The following is a 20,579-nucleotide window of genomic DNA, read 5'->3' as shown; positions in this document are numbered from 1 at the left end:
TGCTCGCCACAGAGTCAATAATGCAGTGCATAAAAAAACCGGCCCTCACAGGCCGGTTTTTTTGTACCTGAAACGAGGCTTACAGCTTGCCAGCGTTCTCGGTCAGGTAAGCCGCAACGCCTTCTGGCGAAGCGTTCATGCCTTTGTCGCCTTTTTTCCAGTTGGCAGGGCAGACTTCGCCGTGCTCTTCGTGGAATTGCAGGGCGTCAACCAGACGGATCAGCTCTTCCATGTTACGGCCCAGCGGCAGGTCGTTGATGATCTGCGAGCGTACAACGCCCTTGTCGTCGATCAGGAACGCGCCACGGAACGCCACGCCGCCTTCGGACTCAACGTCGTAGGCCTTGGCAATGTCGTGCTTCATGTCGGCAGCCATGGTGTATTTGACTTTGCCGATGCCGCCATCATTGATGGCGGTGTTGCGCCAGGCGTTGTGGGTGAAATGGGAGTCGATGGAAACGGCTACCACTTCAACATTGCGCGCCTTGAAATCGTCCATGCGGTGGTCCAGAGCGATCAGCTCCGACGGGCACACGAAGGTGAAGTCCAGCGGGTAGAAGAACACCAGGCCGTATTTGCCTTTGATGGCTTCAGACAGTTTGAAGCTGTCTACGATTTCGCCATTGCCGAGGACGGCAGGTACGTCGAAATCCGGGGCTTGTTTGCCGACGAGTACGCTCATTGGGTATCTCCTGATGTAAGGGTGACGATTGAAGTAAAAGGACCAGCCCAAGTCTGGCGCAGTTAAGCGACAGGCCTGTGACGCGGTCACGCTTCGTGAAGACCGACCATCATACACTGAAAAAACCGTTCGTCAGCGCGCCGCAGGTACCTGGCAATACCCTGTGAATCTACTTTGACAATCATTCTCGTTAACATTAAGATCCATCGCACTTAAGCCTTAAACCCGCGATGGTTCTCCCTTATGTATGTCTGCCTCTGCACTGGCGTCACCGACGGACAAATCCGCGAAGCAATCTATGAAGGTTGCTGCAGCTACAAGGAAGTACGTGAAACCACCGGCGTTGCCAGCCAGTGCGGCAAATGTGCTTGCCTCGCCAAGCAAGTGGTACGGGAAACCCTGACGCAGCTGCAAACAGCCCAGGCCGCACTCCCCTACTCAGCAGAATTTACACACGCTTAAATAGGCGTGTTTTGAAGAACCGGACTTAATGTCCGGTTTTTTTATGCCCGTAATTCAATTAGTTAGCGTCAAGACGCGGAACACAAACATTCTTATTCCGATTAATTTTCATTTATTATTCAATAACTTAGGTTTGACACTAGGGATTTCGCCGCTCAAACTCCGCCCTATACACAGCTATTACAGGGCAGGACCCCAGTCATGAAAGGCGACATCTCAGTCATCCAGCAACTCAACAAAATCCTTGCCAATGAACTGGTCGCGATCAATCAGTACTTTCTGCATGCGCGCATGTATGACGATTGGGGCCTGGAAAAGCTCGGCAAGCGTGAATACAAAGAATCGATCAAGGCCATGAAGGACGCAGACGCGCTGATCAAGCGCATCCTGTTCCTGGAAGGGCTGCCGAACGTACAGGACCTGGGCAAGCTGAACATCGGCGAGCACACCCAGGAGATGATCAGCAGCGACCTGAAGTTCGAGCAGAAGAGCCACAGCGACCTCAAGGCCGCCATCGCTCACTGCGAAACCAAAGGCGACTTCGGCAGCCGTGAGCTGCTGGAAGATATCCTGGAAGATCAGGAAGAACATATCGACTGGCTGGAAACCCAGCTGGGCTTGATCGTTAAAGTCAGCCTGGAAAACTACCTGCAATCGCAGATGGGTGAATAAGCGCTGAAGATCGTTCCCACTTGAGCATGGTGACGCAGAGCGTCACAGGATGCATTCCCACACGGAGCGTGGGAACGATCACAAAAAAGCCCCGCTCTCTTTCGAGAAGCGGGGCTTTTTATTGCATTCGGGTCAAGCGTCAGTCTTGGCCGCCGCGTTTACCGCTGCTTCTTTGATCAGCGCTTGCAGCGAACCGTCAGCAGCCATCTCAGTGATGATATCGCTACCGCCGACCAGCTCACCGGCTACCCACAGTTGGGGGAAAGTTGGCCAGTTGGCGTACTTCGGCAGGTTGGCGCGGATTTCCGGGTTTTGCAGGATATCCACGTAAGCGAATTTCTCGCCGCACGCCATGATGGCCTGGGAAGCCTTCGCGGAGAAACCGCACTGAGGAGCGTTCGGGGCGCCCTTCATGTAAAGCAGAATGGTGTTATTGGCAATCTGCTCTTTGATCGTTTCGATGATATCCATGGAACACCTCGGCTGGAACTTTGCGACTCACAGGTCGGCACGGTGGCGCATTGTAACGCAAAATTCCAGCGCAGTGCTCGGGCCTTATGCGGCGGCCACCTGCACCGGCACGCCATTGAGCGCGGCGTTTCCAGACAATTCATCCAATTGCCGCTCGTCGGTCAGGTCATTGGCACTGGCCCCAGGCTGCCCACTGGCGATGGTCATGCGCACGCCTGGACGACCGTGGCCCCAGCCGTGTGGCAGGCTGACCACGCCAGGCATCATGTCCAGGCTGGCCACCACTTCCACTTCGATCTCGCCAACGCGTGAGCTGACGCGCACCCACTGCCCATCACTCAATTGTCGGCTGGCAAGGTCGTCGGGATGCATATGCAGTTGATGGCGCGGCTTGCCCTTCACCAGGCGGTGATAGTTATGCATCCAGGAATTGTTGCTGCGTACATGCCGACGGCCGATCAGTAACAGCTCATTGACCATTGGCACCGGCTGGGCCGCAAAGCGCGCCAGGTCTGCCAGGATCACCGCAGGCGCTGCCTGCACGTGGCCGTCGGCGGTTTTCAAGCGTGCGGCCAAGTTGGGTTTGAGCGGCCCCAGGTCCACGCCATGGGGATGATCGGCGAGCATGGCCACCGACAGTTTGTGCTCGGACGCATCGCCATAGACCCCGGCACGCAAGCCAAAGTCGATCATCTGTGCCGGCGCCATGGTCGGCTTGAGCACGACGCCAGTGTGCGCAGCGAAGGCCTTGGCCAAGCCGACAAAGATCTCCCAATCATGCAACGCGCCGGCCGGCTTGGGCAGGATCGCGCGATTGAAGCGGGTGACGTTACGCACTGCGAACATATTGAACGTGGTGTCGTAGTGATCGTTTTCCAACGCTGAGGTGGACGGCAAGATCAGGTCGGCATAGCGCGTGGTTTCGTTGATATACAGGTCGACGCTGACCATGAACTCCAAACCGTCCAGGGCCTTCTCCAGTTGGCGACCGTTAGGCGTGGACAGCACCGGGTTTCCGGCCACCGTCACCAGGGCGCGGATCTGCCCTTCGCCTTCGGTGAGCATTTCTTCGGCCAGGGCCGAAACGGGCAACTCGCCACCGTACTCCGGCCGCCCGGACACCCGGCTTTGCCAGCGATTGAAGTGCCCGCCGCCAGTGGAGGCCACCAGATCCACCGCCGGCGTGGTGCACAAGGCGCCGCCGACACGGTCGAGGTTGCCCGTGACCAGATTGATCAATTGCACCAGCCAATGGCACAGCGTGCCGAAGGCCTGGGTCGATACGCCCATGCGCCCGTAGCACACGGCCTTGTCCGCCGCCGCAAAGTCCCGCGCCAACTGGCGGATCTGCTCGGCCGGCACCGCACACTGGCGGCTCATGGCTTCGGCGGTAAACCCGGCGATCGCCTGGCGCACATCCTCCAGGCCAGCAATCGGCAAATGGCTGTCGCGGGTCAGGTTTTCGCTGAGCAAGGTGTTGAGCAGCCCGAACAGCAGCGCCGCGTCGCCACCGGGCCGCACGAACACATGCTGATCGGCAATCGCCGCCGTCTCGCTGCGCCGGGGGTCAACCACCACCACTTTGCCGCCGCGGGCCTGGATGGCCTTGAGGCGTTTCTCCACATCGGGCACGGTCATGATGCTGCCGTTGGACGCCAGCGGGTTGCCGCCCAGGATCAGCATGAAATCGGTGTGGTCGATATCCGGAATCGGCAGCAACAAGCCATGGCCGTACATCAGGTGGCTGGTGAGGTGATGGGGCAACTGGTCCACCGAGGTGGCGGAAAACCGATTGCGCGTCTTCAGCAGGCCAAGGAAGTAGTTGCTGTGGGTCATCAACCCGTAGTTATGCACGCTGGGGTTGCCCTGATACACCGCCACCGCGTTCTGCCCGTGCCGGGCCTGGATGCCTGCGAGGCGTTCGGCTACCAGTGCAAAGGCCTCGTCCCACGTGATCGGCTGCCAGTCGCTGCCCACTCGCAGCATGGGCTGGTGCAGGCGGTCGGGGTCGTTCTGAATATCCTGCAGCGCCACGGCTTTTGGGCAAATATGTCCGCGGCTGAACGCGTCCAGCGGGTCGCCCTTGATAGAGGTGATCGCCAGGCTGCCGTCGTCCGCCTGGGTGGTTTCCAGGGTCAGGCCGCAGATGGCTTCACACAGATGGCAGGCACGGTGGTGGAGAGTCTTGGTCATGGCCAGTCTCTTTATTGGGCTTTGGCCCAACTATGGCCCGACACCTGAACGCGCACCAGCAACGTTCGTTCTGTGAATCGAGGGGCATCAGGCCAGGCCATGGGCAAGTGTTTCAAATCTTTGCATAGGCGCTCCGAAACCGACACAACCCGCTCCAGGCCCGCCCCACACATTGCAAAAGGTCTTGGCGCCAGTGTACAAATGGGGCGCTGCTGTCAGGAATCAGTCTTCAAAAGCGCTCCGGCGCCCCTCTTGAACACCCTTAAAAACTGTAGCCCTATTGGTAAGACGCGACATTTAATTATAAGATCGCGCCTTCCCCTATTTCGTCGCCCCGTGCGGCTTTCGCCGCAGGTCTCGCCCGTTGTCACAATAAACAAGGCTTTGAGTATCTGCGGTCTGTTGCAAAAAGGTAGTTAATGATGAGCGCAAGGCACTTTCTCTCCCTGATGGATTGCACGCCCGAAGAGCTGGTCAGCGTGATCCGTCGAGGCATTGAGCTTAAAGACCTGCGTAACCGCGGCGTACTGTTCGAGCCTTTGAAAAACCGTGTGCTCGGGATGATTTTCGAGAAGTCGTCGACCCGCACCCGCGTGTCGTTCGAAGCCGGCATGATCCAGCTGGGTGGTCAAGCCATCTTCCTGTCCTCGCGTGACACCCAACTGGGCCGCGGCGAACCGATCGCCGACGCTGCCCGCGTGATGTCGCGCATGCTCGATGCGGTGATGATCCGCACCTTTGCCCACAGCACCGTGACCGAATTTTCCGCCAACTCCCGTGTACCGGTGATCAACGGCCTGTCCGATGACCTGCACCCGTGCCAGTTGCTGGCCGACATGCAAACCTTCCTTGAACACCGTGGTTCGATCCAGGGCAAGACCGTGGCCTGGATCGGCGACGGCAACAACATGTGCAACAGCTATATAGAAGCGGCGATCCAGTTCGACTTCCAACTGCGCGTTGCCTGCCCCGAAGGCTACGAGCCGGATGCACGTTTCCTGGCCCAGGCCGGCGATCGCGTGACCGTGGTGCGTGACCCGCGTGACGCGGTCATCGGCGCGCATCTGGTGAGCACCGACGTGTGGACCTCCATGGGCCAGGAAGAAGAAACCGCCAAGCGCCTGGCGCTGTTCGCGCCGTTCCAGGTGACCCGTGCCCTGCTCGACCTGGCCGCGCCAGACGTGCTGTTCATGCACTGCCTGCCCGCGCACCGGGGCGAAGAAATCAGCCTCGACCTGCTCGACGATGAGCGTTCGGTGGCGTGGGACCAGGCTGAGAACCGCCTGCATGCGCAAAAGGCGCTGCTCGAGTTCCTCGTCCCGCCGTCGTACCACCACGCATGAGCCAGCCATTACTGCTGAACCTGCGCAATCTGGCATGCGGCTATCAAGATCAACGCGTGGTGCAGCACCTCAACCTGCACCTCAACGCCGGTGACATCGGCTGCCTGCTGGGCTCCTCGGGTTGCGGAAAAACCACCACTTTGCGCGCGATCGCCGGGTTTGAGCCGGTGCATGAAGGTGAGATCAGCCTGGCCGGTGAAGTAATCTCCAGTGCCGGGTTCACCCTGGCGCCGGAGAAACGTCGCATTGGCATGGTGTTTCAGGACTACGCGCTGTTTCCGCATTTGAGCGTGGCCGACAACATCGCCTTCGGCATTCGCAAGCACCCGCAAAAAGACCGCGTGGTTGGCGAACTGCTGGAACTGGTCAACCTGAAAAACCTCGGCAAGCGTTTCCCCCACGAACTTTCCGGCGGCCAGCAACAACGCGTCGCCCTCGCCCGCGCCTTGGCGCCGGAACCGCAACTGTTGCTGCTCGATGAACCTTTCTCCAACCTCGACGGTGAACTGCGGCGCAAGCTCAGCCATGAAGTACGCGACATTCTCAAGGCGCGCGGCACCAGCGCGATTCTGGTCACCCATGATCAGGAAGAAGCCTTCGCCGTGAGTGATCACGTGGGCGTATTCAAAGAGGGCCGTCTTGAGCAGTGGGACACGCCCTACAACCTCTACCACGAACCGCAAACCCCTTATGTCGCCAGCTTTATCGGCCAGGGTTACTTCATTCGCGGGCAATTGAGTTCGCCGGAATCGGTCAGCACCGAACTGGGTGACTTGCGTGGCAACCGTGCCTACACCTGGCCAACGGGTGGCGCGGTGGATGTGTTGCTACGTCCGGATGACATCGTTTACGCACCCGACAGCGCGTTAAAAGCGCGGATTGTCGGCAAGACTTTCCTCGGCGCTTCGACCTTGTACCGCTTGCAACTGCCGACCGGTGCACAGCTGGAGTCGATTTTCCCCAGCCATGCAGACCATCAGGTGGGTGCGCAGGTGGGGATTCGGGTGGCGGCGGAGCATCTGGTGTTGTTTCAGGCATCGGGCAGCACGGCGGCGCAGATTCCTCAAGTTGAATCCGGCGTGCGACGTTACAGCGCCGCCCACTGAGCAACAGACTAAACCGGGTAAAAAATGTGGGAGCTGGCTTGCCTGCGATGGCATCACCTCGGTTCAACTGACAGACCGAGGTGTCTGCATCGCAGGCAAGCCAGCTCCCACATTAGATTTTCAGTGCATTCAGAAGTGAGTTTCAGCCCCGCCCAATCGGCGCAAATTTGGCCTGGGTATGCTCGGCCAGCACCGCTGCGGCCAGTTCCACTTCTAACCCCCTCCTGCCTGCGCTCACATGAATCGTCGCAAACTGTTGCGCGGTCTCATCAATAAATGTGCGCAAACGCTTCTTCTGCCCCAACGGGCTGATGCCGCCCAACAGGTAACCGGTAGAGCGCTGCGCCGCGACCGGATCGGCCATCTCGGCTTTTTTAACGCCGGCCGCATGGGCCAGCGCCTTCAGGTCCAGACTTCCGACGACCGGCACCACCGCCACCAACAATTCACCTTTCTCACTGCTGGCCAGCAAGGTCTTGAACACCTGCGCCGGGTCGAGCCCCAATTTTTCCGCGGCCTCCAGGCCATAGGACGCTGCCTTGGGGTCGTGCTCGTAACTGTGGATGCGATGTTCGGCGCGAACTTTTTTCAACAGGTCCAGTGCGGGTGTCATGACTACTCCGGGCGCGGCAGAAAGATCGCCAATTCTAGGCCAAGCCTGCGCAAAACGCTCTAGTGCGCCCCTCCCGCCATGCGCGCTTGCAGCCTAACCCGTGATCATTCACCAGACCAATAGTTCGAAAATGACCAATGGTTCACTTTCGACCTTTGACAGCGGTCATTCTTGTCTATATTTTTTCGTTTCCGAATACTGTAGGAATAGTGCTCCAGTGTTCCAGCGGGAAGCTGCAGTCAGGATGGGGATCCTGATTACGGTGAAAATCGCGCAACGGTCCGTTGAGGCTGTGCGCCAACAAGAACAACAATCGAGGTTTGCCATGACTACTGCTCTTCAACAGCCTTCACTTTCGAGCCAATGCATGGCCGAATTCCTGGGGACTGCGCTTCTGATCTTCTTCGGTACAGGATGTGTCGCTGCGCTCAAGGTCGCGGGTGCCAGCTTCGGGCTGTGGGAAATCAGTATTATCTGGGGGGTCGGCGTGAGCATGGCGATCTACCTGAGCGCCGGTATTTCCGGGGCGCACCTCAACCCGGCGGTAAGTATCGCGCTGTGCATTTTTGCCGATTTCGAAAAACGCAAACTGCCCTTCTATATCCTCGCGCAAATCGCCGGCGCGTTCTGCTCGGCGGCGTTGGTTTACACGCTGTACAGCAACCTCTTTTTCGATTACGAACAAACTCACCACATGATTCGCGGCTCTCAGGCCAGCCTGGAATTGGCGTCGGTGTTCTCCACCTACCCGCACGCGCTGCTGAGCACGGCCCAGGCATTCCTGGTGGAAATGGTCATCACCGCCATCCTGATGGGCGTGATCATGGCCCTGACCGACGATAACAATGGCCTGCCCCGCGGCCCGTTGGCCCCGCTGTTAATCGGCCTGCTGATTGCAGTTATCGGCAGTGCCATGGGCCCGCTGACCGGCTTTGCGATGAACCCGGCGCGTGATTTCGGCCCCAAGCTGATGACCTTTTTCGCCGGCTGGGGTGAAATGGCCTTTACTGGCGGCCGCGATATTCCTTACTTCCTGGTACCGATTTTCGCGCCGATTGTCGGCGCCTGCCTCGGCGCAGCGGCTTATCGCGGGCTGATTGCCCGCCACTTGCCGAGCGCCGCACCTGCTATAGCTGAAGAAACACCTGACACGGCTGTCACCGGCAAGACTCGTATTTCCTGAAAGCGCCGGCCTGGTGCCCCTGCCCTTCGCGGCCCAGGCTGATTTCTGACTTCCTTATTTCGTCCAAGGCAATTGACATGACCGACATTCAGAATAAGAACTACATCATTGCCCTCGATCAGGGCACCACCAGTTCGCGGGCGATCATCTTCGATCGTGACGCCAACGTGGTCTGCACCGCCCAGCGTGAATTCGCTCAGCATTACCCGCAAGCCGGCTGGGTCGAACATGACCCGATGGAAATTTTCGCCACCCAGAGCGCGGTAATGGTCGAGGCCCTGGCACAAGCCGGCCTGCACCATGACCAGGTTGCTGCCATCGGTATCACCAACCAGCGTGAAACCACCGTGGTCTGGGACAAGATCACCGGCCGCCCGATCTACAACGCGATCGTGTGGCAGTGCCGCCGCAGCACCGAGATCTGCCAGCAGCTCAAGCGCGATGGCCACGAGCAATACATCAGTGACACCACCGGCCTGGTCACCGACCCGTACTTCTCCGGCACCAAGCTCAAGTGGATCCTCGACAACGTCGAAGGCAGCCGCGAGCGTGCGCGCAATGGCGAACTGCTGTTCGGCACCGTCGACAGCTGGCTGATCTGGAAATTTACCGGCGGCAAGACCCACGTCACCGACTACACCAACGCCTCGCGCACCATGCTCTTCAACATCCACACCCTGGAGTGGGATGCGAAGATGCTGGAGATTCTCGACGTGCCGCGCGAAATGCTGCCGGAAGTCAAGTCCTCCTCGGAAATCTACGGCCGCACCAAAAGCGGCATCGCCATCGGCGGTATTGCCGGTGACCAGCAAGCGGCGCTGTTCGGCCAGATGTGCGTAGAAGCCGGCCAGGCCAAGAACACCTATGGCACCGGTTGCTTCCTGCTGATGAACACCGGCGACAAGGCGGTGAAATCCAAGCACGGCATGCTCACCACCATCGCTTGCGGCCCACGTGGCGAAGTGGCTTACGCCCTCGAAGGCGCGGTCTTCAACGGTGGCTCCACCGTGCAATGGCTGCGTGACGAGCTGAAAATCATCGCCGACGCCACCGACACCGAATACTTCGCCGGCAAGGTCAAGGACAGCAACGGCGTGTACCTGGTGCCAGCCTTCACCGGCCTGGGCGCTCCGTACTGGGACCCGTATGCCCGTGGCGCGCTGTTCGGCCTGACCCGTGGCGTGCGCGTGGATCACATTATCCGTGCCGCCCTGGAGTCGATTGCCTACCAGACCCGCGACGTGCTGGACGCCATGCAACAGGACTCTGGCGAACGCCTCAAAGCCCTGCGTGTGGACGGCGGCGCGGTGGCCAACAACTTCCTGATGCAGTTCCAGGCCGATATCCTCGGCACCCAGGTCGAGCGCCCGCAAATGCGCGAAACCACGGCACTCGGCGCCGCGTACCTGGCAGGCCTGGCCTGTGGTTTCTGGGGCAGCCTGGATGAGCTGCGTGGCAAGGCCGTCATCGAGCGCGAATTCGAACCACAGCTTGATGAAGCCGCCAAAGAGAAGCTCTACGCCGGCTGGCAAAAAGCAGTCAGCCGCACCCGCGACTGGGAACCACACGAAGGCGCTGAATAAGCCAACCGTCGGACCCAAATCGGGTTGTAACTGGCGGGGAGTCGATTGCTGCGGCATCATGGGCCACTTTTGTATGGCAGCCCAAAGGACGCCCCATGAATCTGCCTCCCCGCCAACAACAAATTCTCGAACTGGTGCGCGAACGCGGCTACGTCAGTATCGAGGAGATGGCGCAGCTATTCGTTGTCACCCCGCAAACCATCCGCCGCGATATCAACCAACTGGCGGACGCCAACCTGCTGCGCCGCTACCACGGCGGCGCGGCCTATGACTCCAGTGTCGAGAACACCGCGTACGCCATGCGTGCCGACCAGATGCGCGATGAGAAACAACGCATCGGCGAAGCCATTGCCGCGCAAATCCCTGATCACGCCTCGCTGTTCATCAATATCGGCACCACCACCGAATCCATCGCGCGTGCGCTGCTCAATCACAACCACCTGAAAATCATCACCAACAACCTCAACGTTGCCACCATGCTCAGTGCCAAGGACGACTTCGATGTGCTGTTGACCGGCGGCAACGTGCGCCGTGACGGCGGTGTGGTGGGCCAGGCGAGTGTCGACTTTATCAACCAGTTCAAGGTCGACTTTGCGTTGGTCGGCATCAGTGGCATTGATGAAGACGGCAGCCTGCTGGACTTTGACTATCAGGAAGTCAGGGTTTCCCAGGCGATCATCGCCAATGCACGCCAGGTGATCCTGGCGGCCGACTCAAGTAAATTCGGGCGCAATGCCATGATTCGCTTGGGGCCGATCAGTCTGGTGGACTGTCTGGTGACCGACCAGCAGCCGGTGCCGGCGTTGGTGCAGTTGTTGAACCAGCACAAAGTCAGGCTGGAAGTGGTTTAGCGCCTGGACTGGCGCCATCGCGGGCAAGCCCGCTCCCACAGTTGACCGCATTCTCATGCAGGTACACGATCAACTGTGGGAGCCGGGCTTGCCCGCGATGGCGATATATCCAACCCCCCTCTCTCGAGCCTTTCCTTGGCTCATGTTCACAATTCTTCCCTTTTCAGCCCTTCGATGAGTTTTTTCAATCGAAGTCGGGTGGCTGTGTGCGCGTTTATCAGCTACCATTTTCGCAAATGAACATTAATGTTCGAATTCCAAGACGAAAAGATCGCGAGGCCAGCCGATGAACCCTTCCACCTTGCCTGCTCCACCGCTTGCCGAAGTCTATGACGTTGCCGTAATTGGCGGCGGAATCAATGGCGTCGGCATTGCAGCAGACGCAGCCGGGCGCGGTTTGTCGGTATTCCTTTGCGAAAAGGACGACTTGGCCAGCCACACATCTTCCGCCAGCAGCAAGCTGATCCACGGCGGCCTGCGCTACCTCGAACATTACGAATTCCGCCTGGTGCGCGAGGCTCTGGCCGAACGTGAGGTGCTGCTGGCCAAGGCCCCGCACATCGTCAAGCAGATGCGCTTTGTATTGCCGCACCGCCCGCACCTGCGCCCGGCGTGGATGATTCGCGCGGGCCTGTTCCTGTACGACCACTTGGGCAAGCGCGAGAAACTCGCCGGTTCCAAGAGCCTTAAGTTCGGCCCCGACAGCCCGTTGAAAAGTGAAATCACCAAAGGCTTCGAATACTCCGACTGCTGGGTTGATGACGCCCGCCTGGTGGTACTCAATGCCATGGCCGCCCGTGAAAAAGGCGCGCATATCCACACCCAGACCCGTTGCATCAGCGCACATCGCAGCAACGGCATGTGGGAAATGAACATGGAACGCGCCGATGGCAGCCTGTTCTCGATCCGCGCCCGCGCCTTGGTGAACGCCGCCGGCCCGTGGGTCGCCAAGTTCATCAAGGAAGACCTGAAGCTGGACTCGCCTTACGGCATCCGCCTGATCCAGGGCAGCCACTTGATCGTGCCGAAACTCTACGAAGGTGCGCACGCGCACATCCTGCAGAACGAAGATCAGCGCATCGTCTTCACGATTCCGTACCTGAACCACCTGACCATCATCGGCACCACCGACCGTGAGTACACCGGTGACCCAGCGAAGGTTGCGATTACCGAAGGTGAAACCGACTACATGCTCAAAGTGGTCAACGCGCACTTCAAGAAGCAGTTGAGCCGCGACGACATCGTGCACACCTACTCCGGCGTGCGCCCGTTGTGCAACGACGAATCGGACAACCCGTCGGCCATCACCCGCGACTACACCCTGTCGCTGTCTGGCGGTAACGGTGAAGCGCCGATCCTGTCGGTGTTCGGTGGCAAGTTGACCACCTACCGCAAGCTGGCCGAATCGGCGATGGCGCAACTGGCGCCGTTTTTCACGCAAATGCGCCCAAGCTGGACCGCCACGGCGAGCCTGCCGGGCGGCGAGAACATGACTACGCCAGAAGCCTTGGCCGAAGCGATTCGCGCCAAATTTGACTGGGTGCCAAGCGAGATCGCACGCCGTTGGTCCACCACGTACGGCAGCCGTACCTGGCGCTTGCTCGAAGGCGTGCAATCGCTTGCTGACTTGGGCGAACACCTGGGTGGCGGCCTGTACACCCGCGAAGTCGATTACCTGTGCGCCGAAGAATGGGTGACGCAACCGCAGGACGTGCTGTGGCGCCGGACCAAGCTGGGCTTGTTCACCACACCGCAAGAGCAGGAAAACGTGCAGCGCTACCTGTCCAAGGTCGAGCAAAACCGCGCGAAGATTGAAGCAGCCTGATCGCAGGCAGTGACGAGAAGCCCCTGTACCGCAAGGTCCAGGGGCTTTTTTATGGGGTGTGTCCTGGCATAGCGCAGGCCCATGTCGCGAATCACACTGAAGGCCGAGCCCAGCAGCACCGGATAGGCCGCCGGTGCCTGCGATTGCATCACCTCGGTTCAATCAAAGACCGAGGTGCAGGCATCGCGGGGCAAGCCAGCTCCCACAAAAAGCCTGGCTCGGAATACCTTGCTGACCATTCGGTTTTCCGAACGCCACACCCCACCCCATTCGGTTTGCCGGACCAAACCGTTACAAATCCCTCGTAACACAAACTTAATCTCCTTATAAATCAATCAAATAACCTTTTATTTCTGGTATGGCACGACTCATGCTCTACACTCCCTGACGATTGCCTGAGGCGCCTTAGGAGCCGTCATGGGCATTCGCAGTACAAAGAGAGTCGCTTAGCCGGCTTCATAAAAAAAACAAATGTCGAGGAAGTATTGATGCGCATCGTTCCCCATATCCTGGGCGCAGCTATCGCTGCTGCTCTGATCAGCACTCCAGTTTTCGCCGCCGAACTCACCGGCACACTGAAGAAAATCAACGACTCCGGCACCATCACCCTCGCTCACCGCGACAGCTCCATTCCGTTTTCCTACATCGCGGATGGCTCGGGCAAACCCGTGGGCTACTCCCACGACGTTCAGTTGGCTGTAGTTGAAGCCCTGAAAAAAGACCTGAACAAGCCCGATCTGAAGGCCAAATACAACCTGGTGACTTCGCAGACTCGTATCCCGCTGATCCAGAACGGCACTGCGGACCTTGAGTGCGGCTCCACCACCAACAACGCCGAACGCGCCCAGCAAGTTGATTTCACCGTCAACATCTTCGAAATCGGCACCCGTCTGCTGGTCAAGAAGGACAAGGATGGCAAGCCGTCCTACGCTGACTTTGCCGACCTGAAAGGCAAAAACGTCGTGACCACCGCTGGCACCACGTCCGAGCGCATCATCAAAGCGATGAACGCCGACAAGCAGATGGGCATGAACGTTATCTCGGCCAAAGACCACGGCGAATCCTTCCAGATGCTCGAAAGCGGCCGTGCCGTCGCGTTCATGATGGACGACGCCCTGCTGGCCGGCGAAGAAGCCAAGGCCAAGAAGCCGGACGACTGGGTCATCACCGGTACTCCACAGTCCTTCGAAGCCTACGCGTGCATGGTGCGTAAAGACGATCCGGCCTTCAAGAAAGCCGTGGATGACGCCATCGTTGCCCTGTACAAATCCGGCGAGATCAACAAGATCTACAGCAAATGGTTCGAGAGCCCGATCCCACCAAAAGGCCTGAACCTGAACTTCCCGATGAGCGAAAAGGTTAAGGAGCTGATCGCCAACCCAAGCGACAAGCCAGCCCCTGACGTAAAAATCTGATACCTGACTAAGCTTATGTCCTGAGGGAGCCAACCCTCCCTCAGGCGTCTGTTACTACCTGCTGGCATTAATGTGGAACACTCGACCTGGCGGTTTTCGAGCCGATCGCGTGTGCCTGGCGTTCACCGTCAGGCGGGAAAGGATCTTCCCCAAGCGGGTGCTTGTACATCGATCGATCTCGAGGGGAGACCCTAATGAATTACAACTGGGACTGGGGCGTGTTCTTCAAGTCCACTGGCGTTGGCAGCGAGACTTATCTCGACTGGTACATCGCCGGCTTGGGCTGGACCATCGCCATCGCTGTCGTGGCATGGATTATCGCCTTGTTGCTTGGCTCCATTCTGGGGGTCATGCGCACCGTGCCAAACCGCATCGTAGCGGGCATCGCGACCTGCTACGTCGAGCTGTTTCGTAACGTGCCGCTGCTGGTGCAGCTGTTTATCTGGTACTTCCTGGTGCCCGATATGCTGCCGCAGAACCTGCAGGACTGGTACAAACAGGACCTCAACCCGACCACCTCGGCCTACCTGAGCGTTGTCGTGTGCCTGGGCCTGTTCACCGCCGCCCGTGTGTGCGAACAAGTGCGTACCGGCATCCAGGCGCTGCCACGTGGCCAGGAAGCTGCGGCGCGTGCCATGGGCTTCAAGCTGCCACAGATCTACTGGAACGTGCTGCTGCCCCAGGCCTACCGCATCATCATTCCGCCGCTTACCTCCGAATTCCTCAACGTGTTCAAGAACTCCTCCGTGGCGTCCTTGATCGGCTTGATGGAACTGCTGGCGCAAACCAAACAGACTGCCGAGTTTTCGGCCAACCTGTTTGAAGCCTTCACCCTGGCCACGTTGATCTACTTCACCTTGAACATGAGCCTGATGTTGCTGATGCGCGTGATCGAGAAGAAAGTCGCGGTGCCCGGCCTGATCTCCGTGGGGGGTAAATAATGGACTTCGATTTCAGCGGTATCATCCCCGCCATTCCGGGCCTGTGGAACGGCATGGTCATGACCTTGCAGTTGATGGTCATGGGCGTGGTCGGCGGCATCGCACTGGGTACGGTCCTGGCGCTGATGCGCCTGTCGTCCAGCAAACTGCTGTCGCGCCTGGCCGGCGCCTACGTGAACTACTTCCGCTCGATCCCGCTGCTGCTGGTGATCACCTGGTTCTACCTGGCGGTGCCGTTCGTGCTGCGCTGGATCACCGGCGAAGACACCCCGATCGGCGCGTTCACTTCCTGCGTCGTGGCCTTCATGATGTTCGAAGCTGCGTACTTCTGTGAAATCGTGCGGGCCGGCGTGCAGTCGATCCCCAAGGGCCAGATGGGCGCAGCCCAGGCAATGGGCATGACCTATGGCCAGACCATGCGTCTGATCATCCTGCCCCAGGCTTTCCGCAAGATGACCCCGTTGCTGCTGCAACAGTCGATCATCCTGTTCCAGGACACCTCGCTGGTCTACACCGTGGGCCTGGTGGACTTCCTCAACTCCGCCCGCTCCAACGGCGACATCATCGGCCGCTCCAATGAGTTCCTGATCTTCGCCGGTGTCGTCTACTTCATCATCAGCTTTTCCGCCTCGCTGCTGGTCAAGCGTCTGCAAAAAAGGTTTGCCGTATGATCTCTATCAAGAACATCAACAAGTGGTATGGCGACTTCCAGGTGCTGACCGATTGCAGCACTGATGTCAAAAAAGGCGAAGTGATCGTGGTGTGCGGCCCATCGGGTTCGGGCAAATCCACCCTGATCAAGTGCGTCAACGCGCTGGAACCGTTCCAGAAGGGCGACATCGTGGTCGACGGCACCTCCATCGCCGACCCGAAGACCAACCTGCCCAAACTGCGCTCGCGCGTGGGCATGGTGTTCCAGCACTTCGAGCTGTTCCCGCACCTGACCATCACCGAAAACCTGACCATCGCACAGATCAAAGTGCTGGGCCGCAGCAAGGAAGAAGCCACCAAGAAGGGCCTGCAGTTGCTTGACCGTGTGGGCCTGTCGGCGCACGCCCACAAGCATCCTGGCCAGCTCTCCGGCGGCCAGCAACAACGTGTGGCCATTGCCCGCGCCCTGGCCATGGACCCGATCGTCATGCTGTTCGACGAACCGACCTCGGCGCTCGACCCGGAGATGGTTAACGAAGTGCTCGACGTGATGGTGCAACTGGCCCACGAAGGCATGACCATGATGTGCGTGACCCACGAAATGGGCTTCGCGCGCAAAGTGGCCGACCGAGTGATCTTCATGGACGCCGGCAAGATCATCGAAGACTGCCCGAAAGAGGAGTTCTTCGGCGATATCAGCGCCCGCTCCGAACGCGCGCAGCACTTCCTTGAGAAAATCCTGCAGCACTAAAAAGCAGCACTTTTCTCCCTGTGGGAACCGGGCTTGTGTGGAAGACGGCTTGTGTGGGAGCTGGCTTGCCTGCGATAGCATCACCTCGGTGCAACTGATACACCGAGGCGCCTGCATCGCGGGCAAGCCCGGCTCCCACATAATCAAATTGCCCACACAACCGGGATCGCAACAGGGCTGACAGCGCTGGTTGACCCAAGGCATCTGTGATGAAATGCGACCCCAACCAATTTCGCGCCGCACCGCCATCACTTGCCGTGAAACCTCGTCTGATTCGCCAACTGTTCCTGCCGCCGTTGATCATCGCCCTGATGATCGGCTTGGGTTACATCGGCTTCTGGGTCAGTGAGTACTATGGCATCCGCACCCTCAGCGACAACGGCGAACGCCAGTTGGAGCTGCATGCCCGTACCGTCGAAAGCGAACTGAGCAAATACACCTACCTGCCCAGCCTGTTGGAGCTGGAATCCAGCGTCTCCAGGCTGCTGGCCGACCCCAGCCAGGAAACCCGGCAAACGGTCAACGATTACCTCGAAGGCCTGAACCGACGCAGTCGCAGCCGGGCCATCTACGTGATGGACACCACCGGCCGCGTGCTGGCCACCAGTAACTGGCGCGATGCCGACAGTTACCAGGGTGAAGACCTGTCCTTCCGTGCCTATTTCCAAAACGCCGTGCGCGGCCAGCCCGGCCGTTTCTATGGCATTGGCAGCACCAACGGCGAACCCGGTTACTACCTGGCGCACGGCCTCGAAGAGCACGGCAAGATCATCGGCGTGGCCGTGGTCAAAGTGCGCCTTGAAGCACTCGAAGAACGCTGGCAGCGCGCGCGTCTCGAAGCCTTTGTGAGCGATGAGAACGGCATCATCATCCTCTCCAGCGACCCGGCCCGGCGTCTCAAGGCCGTGCGCCCGCTGAGCGATGACACCAAGGAACGCCTGGCCCACAGCCTGCAATATTACTGGGCGACATTGAACGAGCTGGAGCCGTTGGCCCGCGAGCGTCTCAACGAAGGTACCGAGAAACTCACCTTTCCGGCCAACAGCGAAGTGGTCAACGACGAGCGCGAAGTCAGCTACCTGGCCCAGACCCGCCCGCTCAGCGACACGCCGTGGAACTTCACCCTGCTGACTCCACTTAACGACCTGCGTCGCGCCGCGATCAATCAGGGCATTCTGGTGGCGGTCGCATTTGGCCTGGTCGCGTTCCTGCTGATTGCCTGGAACGAGCGGCGCAAAGTCATCGCCACCCGCCTCGCTGCGCGCGAAGCCTTGCAGGAAGCCAACAGCCAGCTGGAACGGCGAATTGCCGAACGCACCGCCGACCTGCGCGCCAGTAACGAACGGCTCAAGGGCCAGATCCGCGAACGCCGCCAGGCCGAAGAAACCCTGCGCCGCGCCCAGGATGAACTGGTGCAGGCCGGCAAGCTGGCGGCCATCGGCCAGATGTCCACCAGCATTGCCCATGAACTCAACCAGCCGCTGGCGGCATTGCGCACGCTGTCGGGTAACACCGTGCGCTTCCTGGAGCGTGGCGCCCTCGACACCGCCAGCGCCAACCTCAAGACCATGAACGAGTTGATCGACCGCATGGGCCGCATCACCGCCAGCCTGCGCTCGTTTGCCCGGCGCGGCGATGATCAGGGCGAGGCCAACCTGGGCAAAGCCGTGGACGCCGCCTTCCAGGTGCTGGGCGCGCGCCTGGACGGCTTGCCGTTGACCGTGCACCGTGACTTTGTCAGCGCGCAATTGCAGATCGACCAGACCCGCCTGGAACAGATCCTGGTCAACCTGATCGGCAACGCCCTCGACGCCATGCAGGCACAACCGGCCCCCGAACTATGGCTGGACGGCCACAGCAGCGAGGGCAAGTACCGCCTGCAAGTGCGCGACAATGGCCACGGCATCGACCCCGAAGCGCGCAAACATTTATTTGAACCGTTCTTCACCACCAAACCTGGCGAACAAGGCCTGGGCCTGGGCCTGACACTTTCGGCCAGCCTGGCGGCGGCCACCGGCGGCAACCTCGCCGTGGAACACCCGGCCAGTGGTGGTACTGCCTTCGTCTTGTGCCTGCCGTTGGTGGGCACCCAAAAAGCTGAGTCGACATGATGAGTACCGATCCTAAAGACCTCACCGTTCTGATCGTCGAAGACGACCCCCATGTGCTGCTCGGCTGCCAGCAAGCCTTGGCGCTGGAAGACATTCACAGCGTGGGTGTGGGCAGTGCCGAGGAAGCGCTCAAGCGCATCGGTGAGAACTTTGCCGGCATCGTCATCAGCGATATTCGCCTGCCAGGCATCGATGGCCTGGAGCTGCTCACCCGCCTCAAGGCCCTGGATAAAAGCCTGCCGGTGGTGCTGATCACCGGCCACGGGGATATTTCGATGGCAGTCGGTGCCATGCGTAACGGCGCCTACGACTTCATGGAAAAACCCTTCTCCCCCGAGCGCCTGGTCGATGTGGCGCGCCGCGCGCTCGAGCAACGTGGGCTGGCGCGGGAAGTCTGGTCGCTGCGCCGCCAACTGGCCGAGCGCGACTCGCTGGAAGGCCGCATCATCGGCCGCTCGCCCGCCATGCAAAACCTGCGCGAACTGATCGCCAACGTCGCTGATACCTCGGCCAACGTGCTGATCGAAGGCGAAACCGGCACCGGCAAGGAACTGGTTGCGCGTTGCTTGCACGATTTCAGCCGACGCCACGACCATCAGTTCGTTGCCCTGAACTGCGGCGGCCTGCCGGAGAACCTGTTCGAAAGCGAAATATTCGGCCACGAAGCCAACGCCTTTACCGGCGCGGGCAAGCGGCGCATCGGCAAGATCGAACACGCCCATGAGGGCACGCTGTTCCTCGACGAAGTGGAAAGCATGCCGATCAACCTGCAGATCAAACTGCTGCGTGTGTTGCAGGAACGCACCTTGGAACGCCTGGGTTCGAACCAGAGTGTGGCGGTGGATTGCCGAGTCATTGCCGCGACCAAATCCGACCTGGATGAACTGAGCCGCGCCAACCAATTCCGTAGCGACCTTTACTACCGCCTCAACGTCGTGACTCTGGAATTGCCACCGTTACGCGAGCGCCGTGAAGACATCCTGCAGCTGTTCGAACACTTCCTGCAGCAATCGTCACTGCGTTTTGACCGCAGTGTGCCGGAGCTGGACAACCAGACCGTATCGACCCTGATGAGCCACGACTGGCCAGGCAACGTGCGTGAACTGCGCAACGTCGCCGAGCGCTTTGCGCTGGGCTTGCCAGCCTTCAAGAAAAGCGGCGCCAGCAGCAGCAACCACGGCCTGGCCTTTACCGAAGCGGTGGAAGCCTTCGAGCGCAACCTGCTTAACGACGCCCTGCAACGCAGCGGCGGCAACCTCACCCAGGCGAGCCTGGAACTCGGAATGGCCAAGACCACGCTGTTCGACAAGGTCAAGAAATACGGGTTGAGCCACTGATGGACTTACTCTTGAAAGCCGCCCTGGGCGCGGCGGTGGTGCTGATCCTGGCGGCGCTGGCCAAGACCAGAAATTACTATATCGCAGGGCTGGTGCCGCTGTTTCCGACCTTCGCGCTGATCGCGCATTACATCGTCGGCAAGGGCCGTTCGGTGGACGACTTGAAGACCACCATCCTGTTTGGGATGTGGTCGATCATTCCGTATTTTGTGTATTTGGCGACGCTGTATGTGATGGTCGACCGCATGCGCCTGGAGGCCTCACTCGCCGTGGCGGCAGTGGCATGGTTGATGGCGGCGACGGTGTTGGTGACAGTGTGGGTACGCGTCCACGCCTGACACACCGCGGTTAAACCTGCGGGAGCTGGCTTGCCTGCGATGGCGGTGTAT

19 protein-coding genes are annotated in these 20,579 nt (G+C 59.7%); 15 read left to right on the top strand and 4 right to left on the bottom strand.

Annotated elements, in window-relative coordinates; genetic code table 11:
* Window positions 1-79: 79 nt before the first annotated feature.
* Window positions 80-682 (bottom strand): peroxiredoxin, encoded by a 603-nt coding sequence (locus HBO23_RS02450; RefSeq protein ID WP_003172097.1) that lies wholly within the window; start codon window positions 680-682, stop codon window positions 80-82.
* Between the two features lie 243 nt (window positions 683-925).
* On the opposite strand from HBO23_RS02450, the gene HBO23_RS02445 reads away from it, so the two are divergent.
* Window positions 926-1,144, top strand: coding sequence for a bacterioferritin-associated ferredoxin (locus HBO23_RS02445; protein ID WP_010564137.1), 219 nt, complete (start codon window positions 926-928; stop codon window positions 1,142-1,144).
* Window positions 1,145-1,345: 201 nt separating this feature from the next.
* On the top strand, window positions 1,346-1,816 hold the full coding sequence (gene bfr, locus HBO23_RS02440) for a bacterioferritin (RefSeq protein WP_017137040.1): 471 nt from the start codon (window positions 1,346-1,348) through the stop codon (window positions 1,814-1,816).
* 132 nt (window positions 1,817-1,948) lie between these two features.
* Here the strand turns inward: bfr and grxD are convergent, their stop codons facing one another.
* Both grxD and HBO23_RS02430 read right to left on the bottom strand, forming a co-directional pair.
* Window positions 1,949-2,287, bottom strand: coding sequence for a Grx4 family monothiol glutaredoxin (gene grxD, locus HBO23_RS02435; RefSeq protein WP_058421605.1), 339 nt, complete (start codon window positions 2,285-2,287; stop codon window positions 1,949-1,951).
* 84 nt (window positions 2,288-2,371) lie between these two features.
* Complete coding sequence (locus HBO23_RS02430) at window positions 2,372-4,480, bottom strand: molybdopterin oxidoreductase family protein (protein ID WP_170036379.1); 2,109 nt, start codon at window positions 4,478-4,480, stop codon at window positions 2,372-2,374.
* 422 nt (window positions 4,481-4,902) lie between these two features.
* Here HBO23_RS02430 and argF point away from each other — a divergent pair, with 422 nt between their 5' ends.
* Entirely contained in the window at window positions 4,903-5,823 is a 921-nt protein-coding gene (gene argF / locus HBO23_RS02425) for an ornithine carbamoyltransferase (protein ID WP_069786197.1), read from the top strand.
* Complete coding sequence (locus HBO23_RS02420) at window positions 5,820-6,929, top strand: ABC transporter ATP-binding protein (protein WP_099548516.1); 1,110 nt, start codon at window positions 5,820-5,822, stop codon at window positions 6,927-6,929. The genes argF and HBO23_RS02420 overlap by 4 nt, the downstream gene beginning before the upstream one ends.
* A 142-nt stretch (window positions 6,930-7,071) precedes the next feature.
* Here HBO23_RS02420 and ybaK read toward each other — a convergent pair whose 3' ends face one another.
* Window positions 7,072-7,542, bottom strand: a complete 471-nt coding sequence (gene ybaK / locus HBO23_RS02415; protein ID WP_017137036.1) for a Cys-tRNA(Pro) deacylase — start codon at window positions 7,540-7,542, stop codon at window positions 7,072-7,074.
* A gap of 325 nt (window positions 7,543-7,867) precedes the next feature.
* Here ybaK and HBO23_RS02410 point away from each other — a divergent pair, with 325 nt between their 5' ends.
* The 11 genes from HBO23_RS02410 to HBO23_RS02360 all read left to right on the top strand — a co-directional run bounded on the left by HBO23_RS02410 (window position 7,868) and on the right by HBO23_RS02360 (window position 20,528).
* On the top strand, window positions 7,868-8,725 hold the full coding sequence (locus HBO23_RS02410) for an MIP/aquaporin family protein (protein ID WP_026013709.1): 858 nt from the start codon (window positions 7,868-7,870) through the stop codon (window positions 8,723-8,725).
* A gap of 77 nt (window positions 8,726-8,802) precedes the next feature.
* Window positions 8,803-10,308: a glycerol kinase GlpK gene (gene glpK, locus HBO23_RS02405; protein ID WP_017137034.1), complete on the top strand. Its 1,506-nt coding sequence runs from the start codon at window positions 8,803-8,805 to the stop codon at window positions 10,306-10,308.
* A gap of 95 nt (window positions 10,309-10,403) precedes the next feature.
* Window positions 10,404-11,159: a DeoR/GlpR family transcriptional regulator gene (locus HBO23_RS02400; protein WP_010212755.1), complete on the top strand. Its 756-nt coding sequence runs from the start codon at window positions 10,404-10,406 to the stop codon at window positions 11,157-11,159.
* 286 nt (window positions 11,160-11,445) lie between these two features.
* Window positions 11,446-12,984, top strand: coding sequence for a glycerol-3-phosphate dehydrogenase (gene glpD, locus HBO23_RS02395; protein WP_017137033.1), 1,539 nt, complete (start codon window positions 11,446-11,448; stop codon window positions 12,982-12,984).
* A 488-nt stretch (window positions 12,985-13,472) separates the two neighbouring features.
* Complete coding sequence (locus HBO23_RS02390; protein ID WP_058421600.1) at window positions 13,473-14,399, top strand: glutamate/aspartate ABC transporter substrate-binding protein; 927 nt, start codon at window positions 13,473-13,475, stop codon at window positions 14,397-14,399.
* 194 nt (window positions 14,400-14,593) lie between these two features.
* Window positions 14,594-15,340: an amino acid ABC transporter permease gene (locus HBO23_RS02385; protein ID WP_099548514.1), complete on the top strand. Its 747-nt coding sequence runs from the start codon at window positions 14,594-14,596 to the stop codon at window positions 15,338-15,340.
* Entirely contained in the window at window positions 15,340-16,011 is a 672-nt protein-coding gene (locus tag HBO23_RS02380; protein WP_017137030.1) for an ABC transporter permease subunit, read from the top strand. Before HBO23_RS02385 ends, HBO23_RS02380 begins: the two co-directional genes overlap by 1 nt.
* Complete coding sequence (locus HBO23_RS02375) at window positions 16,008-16,742, top strand: amino acid ABC transporter ATP-binding protein (RefSeq protein WP_017137029.1); 735 nt, start codon at window positions 16,008-16,010, stop codon at window positions 16,740-16,742. The genes HBO23_RS02380 and HBO23_RS02375 overlap by 4 nt, the downstream gene beginning before the upstream one ends.
* A 209-nt stretch (window positions 16,743-16,951) precedes the next feature.
* Window positions 16,952-18,853, top strand: coding sequence for an ATP-binding protein (locus HBO23_RS02370; protein ID WP_170036377.1), 1,902 nt, complete (start codon window positions 16,952-16,954; stop codon window positions 18,851-18,853).
* Window positions 18,853-20,190, top strand: a complete 1,338-nt coding sequence (locus tag HBO23_RS02365; protein ID WP_017137027.1) for a sigma-54 dependent transcriptional regulator — start codon at window positions 18,853-18,855, stop codon at window positions 20,188-20,190. The genes HBO23_RS02370 and HBO23_RS02365 overlap by 1 nt, the downstream gene beginning before the upstream one ends.
* Window positions 20,190-20,528, top strand: a complete 339-nt coding sequence (locus HBO23_RS02360; RefSeq protein ID WP_017137026.1) for a GlpM family protein — start codon at window positions 20,190-20,192, stop codon at window positions 20,526-20,528. Before HBO23_RS02365 ends, HBO23_RS02360 begins: the two co-directional genes overlap by 1 nt.
* The last annotated feature ends 51 nt before the right edge of the window (window positions 20,529-20,579 follow it).

It is taken from the genome of Pseudomonas sp. WS 5532 (assembly GCF_012985445.1).
Taxonomy (GTDB): domain Bacteria; phylum Pseudomonadota; class Gammaproteobacteria; order Pseudomonadales; family Pseudomonadaceae; genus Aquipseudomonas; species Aquipseudomonas edaphica.
Note: the sequence above shows the minus strand (reverse complement) of the source record. Positions and strands in the feature narration are given on the sequence as shown.

Bases quoted from the DNA above. Each gene is read 5' to 3' on its own strand.
- glpK (WP_017137034.1), top strand. From the start codon at position 8,803: ATGACCGACATTCAGAATAAGAACTACATCATTGCCCTCGATCAGGGC.
- HBO23_RS02445 (WP_010564137.1), top strand. From the start codon at position 926: ATGTATGTCTGCCTCTGCACTGGCGTCACCGACGGACAAATCCGCGAA.
- HBO23_RS02400 (WP_010212755.1), top strand. From the start codon at position 10,404: ATGAATCTGCCTCCCCGCCAACAACAAATTCTCGAACTGGTGCGCGAA.
- HBO23_RS02380 (WP_017137030.1), top strand. From the start codon at position 15,340: ATGGACTTCGATTTCAGCGGTATCATCCCCGCCATTCCGGGCCTGTGG.
- HBO23_RS02450 (WP_003172097.1), bottom strand. From the start codon at position 682: ATGAGCGTACTCGTCGGCAAACAAGCCCCGGATTTCGACGTACCTGCC.
- HBO23_RS02410 (WP_026013709.1), top strand. From the start codon at position 7,868: ATGACTACTGCTCTTCAACAGCCTTCACTTTCGAGCCAATGCATGGCC.
- HBO23_RS02385 (WP_099548514.1), top strand. From the start codon at position 14,594: ATGAATTACAACTGGGACTGGGGCGTGTTCTTCAAGTCCACTGGCGTT.
- HBO23_RS02420 (WP_099548516.1), top strand. From the start codon at position 5,820: ATGAGCCAGCCATTACTGCTGAACCTGCGCAATCTGGCATGCGGCTAT.
- glpD (WP_017137033.1), top strand. From the start codon at position 11,446: ATGAACCCTTCCACCTTGCCTGCTCCACCGCTTGCCGAAGTCTATGAC.
- ybaK (WP_017137036.1), bottom strand. From the start codon at position 7,542: ATGACACCCGCACTGGACCTGTTGAAAAAAGTTCGCGCCGAACATCGC.
- argF (WP_069786197.1), top strand. From the start codon at position 4,903: ATGAGCGCAAGGCACTTTCTCTCCCTGATGGATTGCACGCCCGAAGAG.
- HBO23_RS02370 (WP_170036377.1), top strand. From the start codon at position 16,952: ATGAAATGCGACCCCAACCAATTTCGCGCCGCACCGCCATCACTTGCC.
- HBO23_RS02360 (WP_017137026.1), top strand. From the start codon at position 20,190: ATGGACTTACTCTTGAAAGCCGCCCTGGGCGCGGCGGTGGTGCTGATC.
- HBO23_RS02430 (WP_170036379.1), bottom strand. From the start codon at position 4,480: ATGACCAAGACTCTCCACCACCGTGCCTGCCATCTGTGTGAAGCCATC.
- grxD (WP_058421605.1), bottom strand. From the start codon at position 2,287: ATGGATATCATCGAAACGATCAAAGAGCAGATTGCCAATAACACCATT.
- HBO23_RS02390 (WP_058421600.1), top strand. From the start codon at position 13,473: ATGCGCATCGTTCCCCATATCCTGGGCGCAGCTATCGCTGCTGCTCTG.
- HBO23_RS02365 (WP_017137027.1), top strand. From the start codon at position 18,853: ATGAGTACCGATCCTAAAGACCTCACCGTTCTGATCGTCGAAGACGAC.
- bfr (WP_017137040.1), top strand. From the start codon at position 1,346: ATGAAAGGCGACATCTCAGTCATCCAGCAACTCAACAAAATCCTTGCC.
- HBO23_RS02375 (WP_017137029.1), top strand. From the start codon at position 16,008: ATGATCTCTATCAAGAACATCAACAAGTGGTATGGCGACTTCCAGGTG.